The sequence below is a fragment of the Vibrio natriegens NBRC 15636 = ATCC 14048 = DSM 759 genome (genome assembly GCF_035621455.1).
Lineage (GTDB): Bacteria > Pseudomonadota > Gammaproteobacteria > Enterobacterales > Vibrionaceae > Vibrio > Vibrio natriegens.
In genome coordinates this window covers 1,528,353-1,546,662 of record NZ_CP141822.1, presented here as the reverse complement: position 1 = coordinate 1,546,662, position 18,310 = coordinate 1,528,353, and the positions used below count along the sequence as shown (strand labels likewise).

Genomic DNA, 18,310 nt, shown 5'->3' with positions numbered 1-18,310 from the left:
ACGCCGCGCTTTTCTCTCAAAACACAAGTTTATTCCGGCTTAAAGCGTTGATTAAACTCAGTTAAAGTTATGTTTTAACGCTTTAAGTTACCAATTCACTCTGAACCACCAAAACCACCCTATTAACATGAATTTCACATAATTTTGTTACATTGGCGGGTTGCAGTAATAAAGTGAGAAATTCGATAGAGCATATATTCAAAATCAATACAAAATATCGTATTTATGTTTGCTCAATATTTGTGCTTGTAAACTTTTCATTTCGCCCAATAATGGTTCCATAATAATTTCAATCAGTTAAGTTGGGAGGCGGAATGAGAATTTTCTGGCAGCTACGTTGGTATTTCAAACAGAAATGGAAACACTACGTTGGCTCTATTTTACTATTGGCACTGATCTCTGTCCTCCAACTGATACCGCCAAAAGCGGTAGGCGTGATTGTTGATGGTGTCGTCGATAACACTTTAGAAACAAGCACGTTAATTATGTGGTTGTCTGGTCTTACCGCAATATTCGTTACGATCTACGTATGCAGAATATTGTGGCGTATATGGCTGTTTGGCGCGAGTTGGGAGTTAGGAACCATCCTTCGTAACAAGCTTTACCGACACCTTTCAACTCAACCACCGCGCTTTTTTGAACGTTACAAAACTGGCGACTTAATGGCTCGCGGTACCAATGATGTCAGAAACATTGTCATGACCGCTGGCGAAGGTGTGCTTACCGCCGCAGATTCGTTAATTACAGGTATTGCCGTTCTTATCGTGATGGTGACTCAAGTTAGCTGGAAATTAACGGTTATGGCGCTTTTGCCTATGCCGTTTCTTGCCATCGTCATTTTCTATATTGTGCGTATCCTTCACCAACGTTTCCGCATAGCGCAAGAAGCTTTTTCTACAATGTCAGATATGACTCAAGAGTCATTGAACGGTGTTCGTATGCTGCGTGCGTTCGGCCTAGAGAAGCAAGAGCAACAGCGTTTCGAAGATGTAGTGGACGACACAGGCGCGAAGAATATCGCAGTTGCGCGTGTGGATGCGCGTTTTGACCCAGCTATCCAACTGACTATTGGCATCTCCTTTTTACTTAGCGTCGCTGCAGGTGCGTACCTCGTCGATAAGGGTGAGCTCTCTCTTGGTGACTTAACCGCTTTCACTATGTATCTGGGCCTTATGATTTGGCCAATGTTGGCGTTTGCTTTCCTATTCAACATTTTGGAACGTGGCTCGGCGGCATGGAATCGTCTGCAAGAGATCTTTGATGAGCAACCTGAAATTGTCAGTGGCGACACTCTGCTGCAAGATAAGCCTCTGCCCCTGCAAATCAATATCGATACGTTTCACTGGTCAACGGATTTACCGCCAGCCCTGGCGGATATCAATGTGACGTTAGAGCCAGGAAAAATGTTAGGTATTGCTGGCCCGGTTGGAAGCGGCAAATCAACATTATTGACGCTACTTTTCCGTCAGCATGATTTGGAAAACGGCACGATTAAATTCGGTGATGTATCAATTAAAGACGCTCAACTTCCGCAATGGCGAAATCGCTTTGCTGTGGTAAATCAAAGCCCATTCCTGTTCTCAAAATCGATCTTTGACAATATCGCATTGGGTAATCCAAATGCGTCTAAAGAAGAAGTGTACCGAGCAGCAAAACTGGCCTGTATTCACGATGACATTGAGAAGTTTCCAGACGGATACAACACCGAAGTGGGCGAAAAAGGCATCACGCTTTCTGGTGGCCAAAAACAGCGTATTGCGATTGCGCGAGCCATGTTACTCAATGCTCAGGTCCTTGTTCTGGATGATGCCTTGTCTGCTGTCGATGGACGTACTGAGCACCAAATCCTGAAGAACCTTGAAACACATTATCGTGATCAAGCCTTAATCGTGATTGCTCATCGTTTAACAGCACTCAAATCGGCTGATGAGATTATCGTCCTCAATCACGGTCATATTACCGAGCGTGGTCGTCATCATCTATTAGAGCAAAACCAAGGATGGTACGCGGAAATGCTTCAGTACCAGAAACTAGAACAGGCAATGGAGGAGGAATAGATGAAACAGACGAGTACATTTAGGCGGTTGTTGTCTTACCCATTGTCCCAGCCAAAACCGATGCTCAAGGGGTTAGGTCTGCTGTTTATCGCCGCATTAGCCAGCGCAGGTGGGCCTTGGTTGATTCAATATTTTATTGATGAACACATTGCCAAAGGGGATTACTCGCAAGGTGTCTTGATCACGTTAGCTGCAGGCTACATTGCACTTCAGGTGATTTCAGCGACTTTTCAATACTTGCAGTCATTGCAGTTCAGTATGGTCGCAACCAACACCATTAAAACGATTCGTAAGCAAGTGTTCGCTGGCGTGATCAAACAGCCGCTTTCTGCCTTCGATTACACACCCGCAGGAAAGTTGGTCTCGCGAATTACTAACGATACCGAATCTCTCCAGCAGTTCTATGAGCTCTTGATTGCGACGGTAGTAAAAAATGCCGTGATGATCCTCGTAATGCTGGGGGTTATGTTCTTTATGAGCTGGCAGCTCACACTGGTTGTTTTGGTGCTACTTCCAATCGTGATTGGTTTTATGTATCTGTTTAAGCAACTCAGTACAGAAAGCTACCGCAGAATGCGTGACTTGCTCACTGACATTAACGCTAACTTAAGTGAGTCAATCCAAGGGATGAGCGTTGTTCAGTTAATGCAACAAGAAGAGCGTTTTAATAAACAGTTTAACGAGTTAACGGAAGAGCACCTAGTCGCTTCCAAGCGAGTTATTCGTTTAAACGGCTATCTATTACGTCCATTAATGGATCTGTTAGCCGGTCTTGCTTTGATGAGCCTGGTTGCTATCTTTGGTTTCAATGGCGTCGAGGTAATTGGTGTCGGTGTACTTTATGCGTTCATCAGTTACCTGGGTCGCGTTACTGAGCCGTTGATTGAAATGACTCAACAACTGGCTCTATTGCAACAGGCACTAGTATCGAGTGAGCGAGTGTTCGAACTCATAGATGCAAAAGAACAGACGTATGGCGATGACAAGGCCGTTCTCAAAACGGGATCTATCGAGATTAAAAACCTGACGTTTAGCTACGATGGAAAGCAAGAAGTATTAAAAGACATCTCTATTAAAGCCGATCATCAAGACTTTATTGCCTTAGTTGGTCATACAGGAAGCGGAAAAAGTACCCTAGCCTCGCTGCTAATGGGGTTTTACCCAACAGAAGTTGGCGAATTGCTAATTGATGGCCGTCCGCTCAATACGCTAGCCAAGCATGTGCTACGTAAAGACGTGGCAATGGTTCAGCAAGACCCTCACATTCTTCCAGATTCAGTTAGGGAGAACGTTTCTTTGGGACGCCCCGTTGAAGACACTGAAATATGGGATGCATTAGATAAGGTAGGTTTATCGGAGCAGATACGTCGTTATCCTAACGGGCTGGATACTCAGCTAGGTCAGGGTGAAACTAACCTTTCCGCAGGTCAGAAGCAACTGCTCGCTTTAGCAAGGGTATTAGTGGCGAAACCAAAAATTCTCATTCTGGATGAAGCAACGGCAAACATTGACTCAGGCACTGAAGCTCTGATTCAAAAGAGTTTGGCGGTATTACGTCAGAATATGACTTTGATTGTGATCGCTCACCGTTTGTCTACGATCTTGGATGCCGATCAGATTGTGGTTCTTCATCATGGTGATTTAGTTGAAAAAGGTACGCACAAATCACTTCTTGCACAAAATGGCCGCTATGCACAAATGTATCAATTGCAACAAGCTAGCAGACATTTACAAGAAATTGAGGAAGAGGAAGCAAATCAATTGGAAGAAGCGGTTTAGAATATGCGCCCGTAGCCATTTTACGGGCGTACTATTTTGGTGCAGTAATCACGCCTTAATATTCAACTTCTGCATTTTGACGTAATTTAGCGTTACATTTCGCAACAAACGACAATAATTTTCTATTTCCTCACCGATAATTGACATAACCCCTCGCTAATTAACGCGATGTCGTTGTAAAATCGCAATTAAATTCAGCCAGTCTATTTTCTATTTCTCGATCGGCTGGTTATCACATTTCAATATTGCATATTAATCTCATGACTGAAGTCCATGGATAAAGATAAGTTTACTAATATCTATCGTTTACCAGGCTCGATTCAAATTCGCATTGGTAAATGGCAAAAAACGTTCCGCGGAACCTCAGATTTGGTTTTGCACCAAGCTTTAATGGAACGTAACAAACAATTTAAGAAACCAGACTTTCTCCCAAAAGGCTGGTGTATTACTCCTATTGACGAAAATGACATCACCGTAACGCATCATGGCAAATATATTCAGACTGTCATGAGAACCATGCTGGACAGAAAAGTTTCTTATAAAAGGCTTTTCCTTTCTCGTATGAGCGAAGACAAAGGTGAACAAGTGCTTCGTGACTACAAGTTAGAGTGGGTAAGAAAGCACAATCAGATAGCGAAGAAGTACAACCAGATTAAGAAAAAGCAGTACATGAACTTTTCCCGAGAAGAAGAAGAGACCCTCTACCCTTCTATCCCTAAAGGTGAGTTTGATAAAGCACTGTGGAACAAACTGGTGGTTTCTGCATTTGGTCCAGCAAAGAAATACAAAAACCCGCACTATGTACGCAAAGCGGATTTCTAAGCGCATCCAGTTAATGCAAAAGCAATTGCGCTGCGGCGTTTATTATGTGTAAGCCGCAGCAGCGATGAAAAGGATTAATGACGAGAATCCGCGCTAAACTCTACTTCTTTGTATATATCAGCCAGCGATTTTTTACCTTGTCTGTCTTTGACTGAACGCGCGTTTTTTGGTTGGTAATGATACTCTTGCTCATGCAAAGCCTGTTCATGCTCTTTGGCCGACTGAACAAACTCAGAATTCGCAAGTGCTTGTTGGCGTAAGCGGTTTACTCTTTCTAGGGTTTCCCACAACATACTTCACCTCCAAACTTAATCTAAACCACAATACTGTACATGCATACAGTATTGTTTATAAAATCCTCCTAGTCAAATTTTCATCTCCTTCATTGTTTACCACTATTCTACAGAGCAGTGTTCTGGATATTTATGGATAATTTGTTTTAGATAAACTTGGTTATCCCGCAAGACGTTGACACACTCACCAGACAATAAACCGTCACTTACCCATTTCTCTAACTCAATTAACGCATACGGAATAGACCATGCCTGACGATTTGGGTGGTGCGTGGTCAGTACGTCAAAGGAGTTCGCAACTGCAACAATTTGAGCGGCGATTGGAACATCCTTTTCTTCCAATCCATGCGGGTAGCCTGACCCGTTTAAATTTTCATACTGATAAGTCACCATCTGCATGAATAGCACAACACTCGGATGAACGGGGTTACCAATGCGGGCAACGGTGTCGTCTGCCGACTCGATACATTGCTCAATATGCTGGATGATGATGGACTCTTGCTCTTTGCTAAAATGACTACGATGACAAGCAATATCAATCGGCAATTGGATACCACTCACAGCATGGAACTGTGCGAAAATACCAATCTGTTCAACCATTTCATCCGTCAACTTATGTCGTTCCGCAAGGTGAACACCAAGCAAGTGAGCGTAAAGGCGCATTCTCTTGGTGTGGGCGTAGCACTCTGGACAATAACCAGGCATCGAACATAGCTTACGCTCAGACAGCCTTTCGATCTCATTGACAACATGATCTTCCGACTCCACGGCAAATTCGACCATATCAAAATAAGGTTTGAGCACATCCAGCGTTTCTAACTTAAATGAATTGGGTTTAACGGAATTCAAAAAGACAAAGCCGGTAAATACTTTGTTTTCGTAGCAAGGAATTGCGGCAGAGGATCGATACCCGTAGTTAAGCAGGACTTTAACGCGATCGCTGTGATTAATGTCGTTGAGATCATCAACGATACGAGGTGTTCCGTTTTGAGCCGCGGCATACAAGTTGGGGAGTTTACGAAGTGGCGCTTCATAATGCGCTAAATCCCAGTTATTAAACTCAGTGTCAGCGAAAGATATGAGCATATCTTGTCTGGGGTGATATTTTGCGAACGACACCCTGTCAATGCATGGCATATGTGCCTGCATCCTATTTTTCAACGCTTGCAATTGCTCATTAAGCGGTTTTGCAAACGGATAAAAACTACGGTGTGTCATACTTCCACTCTCCCAGTCAAACTAGGTATTGAGCGAAAAAGCCCTTTTTATCAGTTTATTGCGTAAATTATTAGAGCAAATTTTTTCAACTCAAATTTTTGATATACCACAATATAAGTGTACAAAACAAAACCGAACATCCGCCAACTTTTTTAGTGGATATATCCAACTCACCTGATCCAGATTAAAAAAGCCAATGAATCATACCCATTGGCTTTAAAAATGTTTAGTTTTAGACAGAATAATCAACCTAAAGCTGGCAACACTCCAAGCGTAATCAATATCTGTGCAGCGACGATTCCCGTACCTGCGATACCTGTGATCACTAACGCCCCCTGCCCGCCAGCTACGCGGTATTCTCCGGAAAAATCGTCAGAGCGACGGACTTTAATAACCATCACCAGCGGTAAAAATATCGCTAGAATAGCCAGAGCGATAGCCGCATAGCCTAATGCCATGATGAAACCTTGCGGATAAAACAGCGCAAAGCCTAATGGTGGAGTAAACGTGATTAACGCAGCAATCAAACGGTTTGGCTTTTCACTGCTTCCTTTGATCGTATCGCCCAAGAACTCGAACAAGCCAAGACTCACGCCAAGGAAAGAGGTTAATAGAGCCAAGTCTGCAAACACACCAACAATGTTACCCAGATTTGATTGGTGAACCGTCAGTGATAACTGTCCAATAAGAGCACTTAATCCGCCATTTTCAATCAATGTATCCTGACTGACCACGCCTAACGTCACGACTTGCCAGAATATGTAAATGACCAGAGGAATAGTAGAGCCTACGATCACGGCTTTACGCAATGAAGCAGTGTCTCCGTCTAAATAGTTCACAATAGCCGGAATACTGCCGTGGAAACCAAAAGACGTAAAAATCACAGGAATCGCCGCCACAATAAGACCTTGTCCGATGGGCATGCTTAGCAGGTAAGATTGCGTCACATTTGGCGCTAAAAATGACAGTACCGCAACCATAGTAAGAAGTTTGAGGGCAAACAAAACACGGTTCACTTTATCTACGGTACCGGTGCCAACAGTCACAACCAACGTCACTATCAATGTGAAAATGATGGTTGAAGTCGAGCCTGAAATATCAAGATCAAACCATTGGGTTAGGCGTTCGCCAAACTGTGCACCGCCACCAGCGATGTATGCCGCACACAAAGAGTAAAACAAAAATAGCATTGCAAAGCTGGCAACCCATTTACCCTTCTGGCCCAGTATTTGTTTCGCCAGAGTATGGAGTGTTGCACTGCTTTCAGCATACTGATGAAGCTCGAGCATCAATAAGGCGGTAAATGCCATTAAAGCCCAAAGACCCAACATAATAACGAGGGAAGTAGAAAAACCGATACCAGCAGAGGCAAGAGGAAGCGCCAGCATACCGGCACCAATTGTAGTCCCTGCAATAATTAGGGTGCTACCAAACACTTTAGAACGACTCATTGTATATTATTCTTTACATCACATTGAATATTAGCAGCACCAGATCGGGTAAGAATGACCCTACATGACACCATATTTTGTTATGATCCCGATATTGTAGGATATTCACGATAAGATCAAGCAAAGTGTAAGAATAAAAATCCATTGATGTATATTTTTATTTACACATGGAAATCAGCCAAAAAAATTCATGACGATCGGGTGAGACTCATCACGACTATCAGGGCAAAACTTAATTATATGATTTCTGGTAGGTTTGTTATGGATGGTTGGGAGTGAAAACAGAGGATTCAGAACATGGTTGAAAATGTTCTGTTATAGGATGATGGCGAGACGTAAAGATTACGCCTCACCTGATATTAATAAAAAGGGATTAAATCGTGTCAGTTAGCTTGCGATATCTAACAAATTATCTCTGACGCCATTGATACGGAACCAACCTGCGATACTAAATCGCTCTGTATTAGTCGGTAACACTTCATGTGGAAATTGTTCTGACAAGAAAACAAGAAGACGCCCTCCACGCGGTGGTATCTTGGCGATTACGTTGTCTTTAAGATCATAAACGACCAGTTCGCCAGCGTCTTCTTCACTCCAGGCTTCATTCATGTAAAACACGGTGGTCAAACGACGATTTTCATTTCCTTTGAAACTATCGAGATGTTTTTTATAAAAATCGCCTTGCTCGTATTTCGCAAAGTGAGATTCATATTCAAACAGACCGAGATATAGATGACGATTAACCGCTTCGCGAATGTCTTCCATCTTATTAAGGTAAGATGCTATCGGTTCGCCCATATCAGGTTTTAGCCATTGAATTTTGTCACTGCGAATGGATTCTATGCGTGTAACATCTTCATTACGACCAATGCGCGCCTTTTTCCAATTGTCAGGGATACACGCTCTTAAGTGAGCAACCTCTTCTTCTGAAAGAAAATCGTCCCAAATATAATATCCATGAGTCGCAATAGCATCGATCAGTTCGTTCATTTAATCTATTCAATCGTGTGGTTGGATGCGTCTTATATGTAATTCAACCAACAACGACAAATGTGATATTTTGTCGATACGACAACTATTTAGTTTTATAGGTCGTCCTTCTCATTTCCGCTCTGTGTTCCCTATTAAACCTTACGAAAACAGAAACCCTCTGCTTTAATAATAAGATTGTCCGCAAACCGCCCACATTTTATCGGTAACAACGCTCAAACTGGACGAGATGGGACGAACAATCCTCATCACAATCGAATTACTATAGTGATAAATACCAGAAAAGTTTATTTTCATAACATGATAAATTACAAAATTACTGTTATTCTCGAATAAAACAAAGACCGAAACTCACTTATGGACTATATCACTCTTTCTAGAATCAGTTTGAAACACCTCACCGTGTTACACATGTTGCTGACAACACACAGTGTCACTCAAGCTGCAGAGCGACTCTGTGTTACACCTTCGAGTGTCAGTAAAACACTAAGCCAGCTTCGTGAAACTCTAAAAGATGAACTTTTCTATCGTGATGGTACCCGTTTAGTTCCTACGCCATTTGCAATAAATATCGGTCCTTCTATTCACGGCATCTTGTCTAGCATGAACGGCTTATTGCACCAGGGCTCATTCAGTCCGGCGTACTTTCAGGGCGATTTTTCCATTGCGATGCGTGAAAGCTCAATGGAGCTGTTTGCTCCAGTCTTAGTTCACTTGTCACAACAACTTGGTAACCATGCTTATTTAAACGTCCATTCTAAAGACGAGATGAGTTTTGATGCGTTGATCAGAGGTCAGATTGATTTCTTGTTGCTGCCCCATGATCTTAGTCAGCCACCGACTCATAACAAAGATCTCGTTTGGCAAACCATATTAAAAGATGAACTGATCTGTTTGATGGGCAAATCTAATCCGCTGGCCAAGCAACCACTGACGATTGAAGGGTATCTGTCCGCTAGGCATATAGGTATTCATGATAAAGACCTTTCTCGGCCATACTTTGAGCAAAACTTGCAACAAAGGCACCAGAAACGAAACCTTGCCATGCGCGTCGCTGATTTCGGATCCGCAGCGGTAATGTGCCATCATACAGATTACTTATTCACCTGCTCTAAACGTTGGGCAAGAATCGCACTGCAAACAAAAGGTTTGGTTGAGCAGCCTCTGCCGTTTGATTTTGGGCAAGTGTCGTATAGTTTGGTCTGGAACAAAGCGAGCTTAAATGATCCCGCCTTACGCTGGTTACAACAGCAACTACTTGATGCATGTAAAGTGCTTAGCGCTTGTGAATATTGACTATTAACATTTTGAACAAGCTGAAGATGTAAAGATGGGATTTTTGTCTTGAGAGTCGAGGAAGATTCCCCACCGGATGTCGTCACTACGCAGGTAAACGTCTTAACATCATCAAATCGCCCACCGCTTTTATAGAGTAGCCAGCCATTTTTAATTTAGATTGTACTGGTCTATCTCTACTACGGTAAACGCAGTGGGTTCACTCCTTTTTAAGCCAAACAACGTTGTTGTTTTGTTATTCTGTCGAACCACACACAGAGTTTACTCTAGCCAACGATTGGCAACTAATGAAAAAACCCACACGCACTATTTCCAAAAAGGAAATAAGACATGCCTAAATTAGCACTTAATTATGCAATTCAATTTGCCAATCTTGATTAGTTTCTTCTAAACAACGATCTTTTAATAAACAGCAGTTATTTCATAAAGTTAATTAAGTTGCACCCAGAAAGAGTGATAAGTTGTTAAAGAATAGAAAAACGTGCCCCTTTCACGCCATAAGCGACTAAGAAACTTTGTGTGATATCGTCAAGCCGGAAGGCAAATAATTAAAATTTCTGATTATATCTGAGTGTTTTATTCGCTACGGTTTTAGCGTAGGAATAGTATGACATATTTCCATAACAGAAATTAAAAGACTTAAAGATGATAGATTTCTATTTCGAGGCGTGGGAAATAAAACGGCTACGATTTTGAACTCGTAGCCGTAAAAAATGACAGAGATATTCGTTATCTAAGTCTTTCAAAGACAACGCTTTGAGCAAGGTGTTCATGGTATTGAGTATAATCCAGCCCCCTATCAAAGATGTATGCGGTCACCAGATTCCTCACACACTCTACCAACTGGCTGGCCTGCCACGGCTTCTCGAAGTAACGGTCAATGCCTGCGGTATTAATCGCATTAATGGTATCTGTGTGCGTTGCCTGCCCGGTTAAAAGGACTTTTCTAGTATGAGTAAAACGACTGTCTTTTGAAATTTCAGCCAAAAGCTCAACGCCAGTTTTTCCTGGCATGACGTGATCAGAGATGATCAAAGCAATCATTTCACCCTCTGCATCAAGTTCATCCATCAGTTCCAGAACTTCATCTGCGGACTCACAATCTTCTATGTTTATCCACTGAGATAATGGTTCTAGATCAAGTAAAACTGCGCTTAACACCTCTCGTTGGTCATCAACGCAAATTAAATTAAGCTTCTCCATGTTCACCCTCTACCGGTAATTTGATTCTAAAAATAGTTTTGTCACTGTTACTCTTTACAACAATCGAACCGCCATAGCCTGCTACAATGCGTTTAACTATCGACAAGCCCAAGCCCAGTCCAAATGACAGCCCCCCTTTCTTGGTAGTAAAGTTCGGCCGAAATATCTTTCTACGCGTCGCTTCATCTATCTCAGGGCCGTTATTAGTGATAGTGACAAGAATTTTTCCTTTGCTGGCTCGAGTTTGAATCTCGATGACTGGCGAATCTACGCTAATGAGCGCATCACAAGCATTTTTTAAGATATTCACCCAAACCTGGACGAGTTCGGTCTGTGAGCCAACAAACAAAGGGAGTTCCGCAGGACTAAAACGAACTTGTACTCGTCTTAAATCACTTTGTAACAATGCAACCGCTCGGTTAATCGAATCATTGATATTCAAAGCCTCATCCAGATCGATATCGGTTCGACCCAATTGCTTAACAGAGCGAACAATGCCCACCGTATGCTTGGAAGCCAGACGCAGGTCATGAAGATCTCTCCCCATCTGCCAGTACCTGATGGCTTCCTCAGGACGCTTCAACCAATGCTCTGAGAGGTAACCTTCTGGTACCGCACGAGCTAAATCCCTCGCTAAGTCTCTCGGGAGGCCATAATACTTTTCAAAATGCTTGCCTCGTTTGCGTGCCTCACTAGACGAGACTTTTTGCCCCTGAAGCAAGCCAAAATCAAAAAACTGACTCGCCTCCGGATGCACTTCCTCTAACAGCTCCATAATCACAGTTTGTAAACGTTCGGACTTACTGCTCACTACCCCAATGGCGTTGTTAAGTTCATGCGCAATACCCGCAGCCAATTGCCCCAGCGTTGTCATCTGCTCTGCAGTATGAAGCTTTTGCAGGGCCTTTTCTTTTGCAAGTGCCTCTTCCATTGCACGGTGCTGGCGGCGAGATAACTCGTTGACCATTACCGGCATAAATTGCGTTGTCAGAGGACCGAATTGTGATTCTTGCACCGCTGGCGTACTGCGCTCTATCCAAGCTAGCTCTGCGGCTGTTTGGGCAACCACGGTTGACGACGCCGTCCACGTACCAGAAAAAAAGCTATGCACCCCGATAAATGTCCCCTCGGAGGCGGAAAAAACTTTAATGGGCTTTTTGTCATCTTCTGAGTAGTAGCCCGCCAATTCACCCGAAATCACGAAATATAGACGATCGTTATAGCCAGCTTGTTCAATCAATACCGACCCTGCCGACACATTAATTCGTCGGTCGTTATTATCGAAGTAGCGTTCTACCAACGCATCTAATTTGCTTTCATACATGACTTAACCGATATGCCCTACAGAATGCAGTATCCAAACCATAACAAAGCTTAGCAGTACCCCCACAACACCAAGTACCACGCCAATCCGAGCCATTTGGTTACTTTGTACATGCCCGGTAGCATGAGCGAGCGCATTTGGCGGCGTACTGATTGGCAGTGACATACCCAGAGAAGCTGCAAACGTCACTACCAGAATCAACGTTACTTCACCACCTAATGGTGTTAGTGATGCCATCGATGTACCTAGAGCGGCCATAATTGGCATCAACAAGTTAGCGGTTGCCGTATGCGACATAAAGTTGGCCATGGCTAAACAAAGGAAAGCGGCACCAAACAACACCACATAAGGTGAATATTGGTCAAATGGAATGCTGTTCACGACTAATTTAGCCAAGCCGGTTTTATCAAGGGCTAACCCTAGGGCAATACCACCGGAAACCAACCAAAGCACGTCCCAAGAGATTTTCTTTAAATCTTCTTTGTTGATGATGCCAGTTAAGGAAAAAACCGCGACAGGAATCAATGCGACTGTGTATGAGTTCATGCCGTGTGCTGAACCCATTAACCAAAGAATAATCGTACCCGCAAATGTAATGTACACAATCATCGCTTTTGGCGTCTTCAGGAATTTGCTCTTAATATTCAAGTCGATTGTGGTTTGTTCGGCTTTATACATTGCCCCGATAAGTACCCAAGCTAGAGCCATCATAATCACGACAAACGGCACACCAAATACCATCCATTCACCAAAAGTAATCAGGTTCTCCCCGACTAAATATTTAAGTGCAATCGCGTTAGGTGGCGTCCCGATAGGTGTCCCGATGCCACCGATGTTTGCCGCAACTGGAATACACAAAGCAAATGCGATTCTGCCCGGGTCTTTTGGACCAAACACAGCAATGACGGGAGTCAGGATAGATAACATCATCGCGGTAGTTGCCGTGTTAGACATAAACATGGAGAAAATTGCGGTAATCAGCATCAATCCCAACATAACGTACTTGGGATTTTGTCCAAACGGCTTCAAAAGTACACGTGCTAAGTTGACGTCCAAACGGTACTTGGTCGCCGCCATCGCCAGAAAGAAACCGCCCAAGAACAGCATAATAATTGGGCTGGCAAAGGTCGCCATGATCTCATTGTATTGCAACAACTCGCCAAAATGCGCCTGTCCTTCTTGTGCCCTAAACAACACGATTCCCTTATTGGAAATCAGCAGTAGTTCCAGAACAATAATCACCACCGAAGTCGCGTAAATTGGGATAGGCTCGAAAACCCAACACAACGCCGCCAGTAAGAAAATCGCGATGACGCGCTGTTGAATAATGGTGATGCCATCAAATGGAAACGCAGACAAAGGCATCAGCCAGATGATTAACGGAATTATCGTTGGGATGATGTATTTAAGATAAGGACGCATAGTGCTACTTCTCTTCCTGAGATGGTGTAAAGATGTAGGAGTTTCACTAATAAACGGACGTTTTGCTGTTTCGAATACTGGCTTTGTTGATGATGCTTATCCGAAACAAACGCAGCTAATCACGACTCCGATTTGGAATTATGCGCACTGTTAAGGGAAAAAGATTTGGTGTTAGATCAATGAACTTGTATTCACATTCGAAAACATCTTTGAGATGTGTTCGACCTCACTAAATACGTGTCATAAATAATAATTTTCGTTATAAGTCACTACAACCTCATCCACTTGGTCTCTGAAAATAAACATGCCGACATTCGCCGGCATGTTTTCGCTTTGGTTTGGAAAGGCGATGTGACAACCGCTACAACAAAATCTTTTATTGACGGGCAAAACGCGCCTTTATCGCCACGACTTGTCTAGAAACCGTATAAGTAGCACCAATTACCAGTGCGCTCGCCAGCATTACACCCAAACCAAATTGAGTAAATGATCCCTGAGCCTCAGCGCCTTGCACCAATCCATGAGATAAACTGAAAAGAAGTATCGCAGCGGCAGCTATCACACTCTTCGCTCCACCCTTTTTAAGAGCGATAAGCGCAAGCGGTAAACCGATTAATGAACTAGCGACTAAAGCTTCTACGGAATTAGCCGCAGCCCACTCAAGACCAATCGCATACCCGCCAATAATTGCTACCATTATCAATGCTGAAATTTGGCTTGCTCTGCGTAGTGCAAAGCTTGAAAGAAACAATCCTATCAATGCCATTGCAGATAAATGATCCCAGCCGGTCAATGGGTGCAAAAAACCTTGAGAAAAGCTGGCCTGCATTGCGTGGCCCGTATGGGCAAAACTGCTTGCACTGACTAAAGCCAAACTTGCTGCAAATACTTTTGTTAGTCCTTTCATATCACTGTTCCTTATGCTTCCGTAACTTCAACTTTTACGTCACGCTTCTCCAGCATGCCGCGCTCAACAATAAAATTGATGACTTCCTGTAAACCATCACCACGAATCAGGTTGGTAAATACGAATGGCTTTTCGCCACGCATCTTTTTCGCGTCACGGTCCATAACGTCTAACGATGCATTAACCATCGGTGCGAGGTCGGTCTTATTGATGATCAATAAGTCAGACTTAGTGATACCCGGTCCTCCTTTACGAGGGATTTTATCTCCCGCGCACACGTCAATAACATAAAGCGTTAAATCAGATAACTCAGGGCTGAAGGTCGCACTCAGGTTGTCTCCGCCACTTTCGACTAACACGAACTCTAAGCCGGGATGACGATCTTGTAGCTCATCGATCGCTGCCAAATTCATAGACGCGTCTTCGCGAATAGCCGTATGTGGACAACCGCCTGTCTCCACGCCCAGAATACGATCGGATTCTAACGCTTCATTACGCAGTAAAAATTCCGCGTCTTCTTTGGTGTAAATGTCGTTGGTCACGACGGCTAAATCGTAATGTTGACGCATTGCTAAACATAACTGACGCAGCAGTGCCGTTTTTCCTGAGCCAACCGGGCCACCCACGCCAACTCGTAAACATTGTGTACTCATCCTTAACTCCTAAATAATCTTGAATATTGGGTTTCATGCCATGCACAGGCCATCGCAAAGTTCGGTAAAGTCAGCCCTATTGCTTCGTCTTCTACCGCAAACCCTGTGGTAATTGCTTCTTCAATTTGTGGCATTAATGCGATGAGAACGCGTTGGGCTGACGTCTGCCCCAACGGCACCGTTTTACATGCCACTGTAATTTGGTTTTCCAGCCACGACCAAAGCCACCCCGTCGCAGCTTGCTCCAGTGATACACCAAAGTGCTGACAAGCTTTGGCAAATAACGGCAGATAAGTCATTGTTTTTGCCTGTGGCGGTAATTCCACTTCTAAGCTCGTTAATAAACGATAAAAGGTTTGCCCAAGTTTTTGCTCTTCCATTACCAGCTCCGCCGTTTCCCGGTTTGCCAGTAACACCGCCTGCCAATGTTCCAGAGCTGCCATGTCGTTTGCTTGCCACGCTTGATAACAGCGAACTAAAAGTGGTACTTCCAAATTGGCCTGAGCATGATTAAGAATCGGTTCAAGCCAGGTTTGTAGCGTCGCCTCATCGCTCACCCACTCCAGGTCTACCGCCGTTTCCAAACCTTGGCTGTAAGCGAATGCACCAATAGGCAGACTCGGACTGCTAAGGTGCAACAGAGAGAGTAATGACTGAACGTTCATTAGTGGCTATGCTCCCCATGGCTGTGTTGATGTTCACCATGTGAATGACCGTGACTATGCCCACTGCCGTGATACGCACCAGACTCAGGATTAAACATCGCTTGATGATGGTTGCACTCCAGCCCAAATAGTTCGACCATCTCCTCCAATACGTGGTCAGGTTGAAAACGCAGCCAAAGTTCACCGATTTCCATTGGTACATGGCGATTCCCCATGTGATAGCAGGCTTTGGAAAACGTTAACCAGTCTTTTGCCGAAGCCGTGACGATCTCTTCCTCCTGAGCTTCGACCAGAAATACCTTTCCGCATTCAGTGAAAAGGCAGTCACCATCTTGAAGAACATCACCTCGTGGTAGAAATACGCCTACATCCATGCCCTTTTTGCTTGATGCTCGAAAACGTCCGCGTTGACGCACTTCATAAGCCAATACAATCGAGTCATCAATTTCACCATGGTGATGATCAGAGCGACTAATTACTCGGTACATAATAAAATTCCTTCTTTAAACTAAGCGATTAGAACAGGGTGTAACGCTGCGCAAGAGGCAACTCTGTCGCTGGGTCGCACGTTAATAGCTCGCCATCCGCTCGAACTTCATAAGTTTGTGGGTCTACCGTCACCGTTGGCATATAGTCGTTCAGAATCATGTCGTTCTTGGTGACAGTCCGGCAATTCTTGCAGGCTATCAACTCTCGCTGTAACCCCAATTTGTCTTTCAGCCCATTCTCAGTGGCGACTTTGCTGGTGAAGGTGACGGACGTTGCAGAAGCAGCGCTACCAAAACCGCCAAACATACGACGATAGTGAACTGGTTGAGGCGTCGGGATTGACGCATTCGCATCGCCCATCGGTGCTGCAGCAATAAAGCCACCTTTAATGATTAACGCTGGTTTAATACCAAAGAACGCTGGTTTCCAAAGAACGATATCCGCTAGCTTACCGACTTCAAGAGAGCCGACCGTATGATCAACACCATGCGCGATTGCAGGGTTAATGGTGTATTTCGCGATGTAACGTTTAGCGCGAAAATTATCCGCCTGAATCTCTTTGTCTTGTTCCAGATAACCACGTTGCACTTTCATCTTGTGTGCGGTTTGCCAGGTACGGGTAATCACTTCACCCACTCGCCCCATCGCCTGTGAATCCGAGGCAATCATGGAGAACGCTCCTAAATCATGGAGAATGTCCTCTGCTGCAATGGTTTCTTTGCGAATACGAGAATCGGCAAACGCGACATCTTCCGGAATGTTTGGATCAAGGTGATGGCACACCATCAACATATCCAAATGTTCATCAACGGTATTCACCGTGTAAGGACGTGTTGGGTTGGTTGACGATGGCAGTACGTTTGGCTGACCACAGGCAACAATAATGTCAGGAGCGTGACCGCCACCCGCACCTTCGGTGTGGTAAGTATGAATCGTACGTCCTTTAAACGCTGCAAGTGTGTCTTCCACAAAACCAGATTCATTCAGCGTGTCCGTATGAATGGCGACTTGCACATCGTATTTTTCAGCAACGGTCAAACAATTGTCGATCGATGCTGGTGTTGTCCCCCAGTCTTCGTGCAGTTTTAGTCCGCAAGCGCCAGCTTCAATTTGCTCTGCCAACGGCTCCGGCAAACTTGCGTTCCCCTTGCCTAAAAAGCCAAAGTTCATCGGCATTTGGTCCGTACTGCGCAGCATTTGCGCCATGTTCCAGGCACCGGGTGCACACGTCGTAGCGTTCGTTCCCGTTGCTGGGCCAGTACCGCCACCAATCATGGTCGTGGTACCTGCCATTAACGCTTCTTCAATTTGTTGTGGGCAAATAAAATGGATGTGAGCGTCGATAGCACCTGCCGTGACGATATGACCTTCGCCGGCAATCACCTCGGTACTTGCGCCGATGTTAATCGTGACATCAGGCTGAATGTCTTTGTTACCTGCTTTGCCGATCGCGGCAATGTTGCCATCTTTAATGCCAATATCCGCTTTCACAATGCCCCAGTGATCAAGGATTAACGCATTGGTGATCACGCAGTCCATCACTTGATCACGACATAACTGGCCTTGTCCCATGCCATCACGAATGACTTTACCGCCACCAAATTTCACTTCATCACCGTATACGGTGTAATCCTGCTCAACTTGAATAAATAGCTCAGTGTCGGCCAGACGGACTTTGTCGCCTACTGTCGGGCCATACATATCGGCGTAGGCGCGACGAGAAATTTCTGCCATTGTTTAG

At 44.3% G+C, this 18,310-nt stretch carries 16 protein-coding genes; 4 read left to right on the top strand and 12 right to left on the bottom strand.

The genetic code is table 11. The features are described from left to right. The first annotated feature begins 314 nt into the window (after positions 1-314). The 3 genes from VER99_RS07070 to VER99_RS07060 all read left to right on the top strand — a co-directional run bounded on the left by VER99_RS07070 (position 315) and on the right by VER99_RS07060 (position 4,658). Positions 315-2,057 (top strand): ABC transporter transmembrane domain-containing protein, encoded by a 1,743-nt coding sequence (locus VER99_RS07070; protein ID WP_020333238.1) that lies wholly within the window; start codon positions 315-317, stop codon positions 2,055-2,057. Further along, positions 2,058-3,836 (top strand): ABC transporter transmembrane domain-containing protein, encoded by a 1,779-nt coding sequence (locus VER99_RS07065; RefSeq protein ID WP_020333237.1) that lies wholly within the window; start codon positions 2,058-2,060, stop codon positions 3,834-3,836. A 273-nt stretch (positions 3,837-4,109) separates the two neighbouring features. Then, positions 4,110-4,658 carry an MSHA operon transcriptional regulator gene (locus VER99_RS07060; RefSeq protein WP_014231757.1) on the top strand — a complete coding sequence of 183 codons (549 nt, stop codon included), beginning with the start codon at positions 4,110-4,112 and terminating at the stop codon, positions 4,656-4,658. Positions 4,659-4,732: 74 nt separating this feature from the next. On the opposite strand, the gene VER99_RS07055 is transcribed toward VER99_RS07060, so the two are convergent. From VER99_RS07055 to VER99_RS07040, 4 genes are all read right to left on the bottom strand, one after another. Further along, a complete protein-coding gene (locus VER99_RS07055; protein WP_020333235.1) occupies positions 4,733-4,951 on the bottom strand; it encodes a hypothetical protein in 219 nt (72 codons plus the stop codon). Between the two features lie 102 nt (positions 4,952-5,053). Continuing rightward, a complete protein-coding gene (locus tag VER99_RS07050) occupies positions 5,054-6,169 on the bottom strand; it encodes an HD-GYP domain-containing protein (RefSeq protein WP_020333234.1) in 1,116 nt (371 codons plus the stop codon). A 245-nt stretch (positions 6,170-6,414) separates the two neighbouring features. Then, positions 6,415-7,620 carry an aromatic amino acid transport family protein gene (locus tag VER99_RS07045; protein WP_014231754.1) on the bottom strand — a complete coding sequence of 402 codons (1,206 nt, stop codon included), beginning with the start codon at positions 7,618-7,620 and terminating at the stop codon, positions 6,415-6,417. 387 nt (positions 7,621-8,007) lie between these two features. Further along, a complete protein-coding gene (locus VER99_RS07040; RefSeq protein ID WP_020333233.1) occupies positions 8,008-8,610 on the bottom strand; it encodes a 2OG-Fe(II) oxygenase in 603 nt (200 codons plus the stop codon). Positions 8,611-8,967: 357 nt separating this feature from the next. Here VER99_RS07040 and VER99_RS07035 point away from each other — a divergent pair, with 357 nt between their 5' ends. After that, positions 8,968-9,906 carry a LysR family transcriptional regulator gene (locus VER99_RS07035; RefSeq protein ID WP_020333232.1) on the top strand — a complete coding sequence of 313 codons (939 nt, stop codon included), beginning with the start codon at positions 8,968-8,970 and terminating at the stop codon, positions 9,904-9,906. A gap of 729 nt (positions 9,907-10,635) precedes the next feature. On the opposite strand, the gene VER99_RS07030 is transcribed toward VER99_RS07035, so the two are convergent. From VER99_RS07030 to ureC, 8 genes are all read right to left on the bottom strand, one after another. Further along, a complete protein-coding gene (locus VER99_RS07030; RefSeq protein ID WP_020333231.1) occupies positions 10,636-11,109 on the bottom strand; it encodes a response regulator in 474 nt (157 codons plus the stop codon). After that, positions 11,096-12,433, bottom strand: coding sequence for an ATP-binding protein (locus tag VER99_RS07025; RefSeq protein ID WP_020333230.1), 1,338 nt, complete (start codon positions 12,431-12,433; stop codon positions 11,096-11,098). Before VER99_RS07025 ends, VER99_RS07030 begins: the two co-directional genes overlap by 14 nt. A gap of 3 nt (positions 12,434-12,436) precedes the next feature. Further along, entirely contained in the window at positions 12,437-13,855 is a 1,419-nt protein-coding gene (locus VER99_RS07020) for an SLC13 family permease (RefSeq protein ID WP_014231749.1), read from the bottom strand. Between the two features lie 376 nt (positions 13,856-14,231). Beyond that, complete coding sequence (locus VER99_RS07015) at positions 14,232-14,762, bottom strand: HupE/UreJ family protein (RefSeq protein WP_020333229.1); 531 nt, start codon at positions 14,760-14,762, stop codon at positions 14,232-14,234. Between the two features lie 11 nt (positions 14,763-14,773). Next, a complete protein-coding gene (ureG, locus tag VER99_RS07010) occupies positions 14,774-15,415 on the bottom strand; it encodes an urease accessory protein UreG (protein WP_014231747.1) in 642 nt (213 codons plus the stop codon). Between the two features lie 2 nt (positions 15,416-15,417). After that, positions 15,418-16,080 (bottom strand): urease accessory protein UreF, encoded by a 663-nt coding sequence (locus tag VER99_RS07005; RefSeq protein WP_020333228.1) that lies wholly within the window; start codon positions 16,078-16,080, stop codon positions 15,418-15,420. Next, positions 16,080-16,568 carry an urease accessory protein UreE gene (ureE, locus tag VER99_RS07000; protein WP_020333227.1) on the bottom strand — a complete coding sequence of 163 codons (489 nt, stop codon included), beginning with the start codon at positions 16,566-16,568 and terminating at the stop codon, positions 16,080-16,082. Before ureE ends, VER99_RS07005 begins: the two co-directional genes overlap by 1 nt. A gap of 28 nt (positions 16,569-16,596) precedes the next feature. Next, positions 16,597-18,303 carry an urease subunit alpha gene (gene ureC, locus VER99_RS06995; protein WP_020333226.1) on the bottom strand — a complete coding sequence of 569 codons (1,707 nt, stop codon included), beginning with the start codon at positions 18,301-18,303 and terminating at the stop codon, positions 16,597-16,599. Between the last annotated feature and the right edge of the window lie 7 nt (positions 18,304-18,310).

Bases quoted from the DNA above. Each gene is read 5' to 3' on its own strand.
- VER99_RS07070 (WP_020333238.1), top strand. From the start codon at position 315: ATGAGAATTTTCTGGCAGCTACGTTGGTATTTCAAACAGAAATGGAAA.
- VER99_RS07065 (WP_020333237.1), top strand. From the start codon at position 2,058: ATGAAACAGACGAGTACATTTAGGCGGTTGTTGTCTTACCCATTGTCC.
- VER99_RS07060 (WP_014231757.1), top strand. From the start codon at position 4,110: ATGGATAAAGATAAGTTTACTAATATCTATCGTTTACCAGGCTCGATT.
- VER99_RS07055 (WP_020333235.1), bottom strand. From the start codon at position 4,951: ATGTTGTGGGAAACCCTAGAAAGAGTAAACCGCTTACGCCAACAAGCA.
- VER99_RS07050 (WP_020333234.1), bottom strand. From the start codon at position 6,169: ATGACACACCGTAGTTTTTATCCGTTTGCAAAACCGCTTAATGAGCAA.
- VER99_RS07045 (WP_014231754.1), bottom strand. From the start codon at position 7,620: ATGAGTCGTTCTAAAGTGTTTGGTAGCACCCTAATTATTGCAGGGACT.
- VER99_RS07040 (WP_020333233.1), bottom strand. From the start codon at position 8,610: ATGAACGAACTGATCGATGCTATTGCGACTCATGGATATTATATTTGG.
- VER99_RS07035 (WP_020333232.1), top strand. From the start codon at position 8,968: ATGGACTATATCACTCTTTCTAGAATCAGTTTGAAACACCTCACCGTG.
- VER99_RS07030 (WP_020333231.1), bottom strand. From the start codon at position 11,109: ATGGAGAAGCTTAATTTAATTTGCGTTGATGACCAACGAGAGGTGTTA.
- VER99_RS07025 (WP_020333230.1), bottom strand. From the start codon at position 12,433: ATGTATGAAAGCAAATTAGATGCGTTGGTAGAACGCTACTTCGATAAT.
- VER99_RS07020 (WP_014231749.1), bottom strand. From the start codon at position 13,855: ATGCGTCCTTATCTTAAATACATCATCCCAACGATAATTCCGTTAATC.
- VER99_RS07015 (WP_020333229.1), bottom strand. From the start codon at position 14,762: ATGAAAGGACTAACAAAAGTATTTGCAGCAAGTTTGGCTTTAGTCAGT.
- ureG (WP_014231747.1), bottom strand. From the start codon at position 15,415: ATGAGTACACAATGTTTACGAGTTGGCGTGGGTGGCCCGGTTGGCTCA.
- VER99_RS07005 (WP_020333228.1), bottom strand. From the start codon at position 16,080: ATGAACGTTCAGTCATTACTCTCTCTGTTGCACCTTAGCAGTCCGAGT.
- ureE (WP_020333227.1), bottom strand. From the start codon at position 16,568: ATGTACCGAGTAATTAGTCGCTCTGATCATCACCATGGTGAAATTGAT.
- ureC (WP_020333226.1), bottom strand. From the start codon at position 18,303: ATGGCAGAAATTTCTCGTCGCGCCTACGCCGATATGTATGGCCCGACA.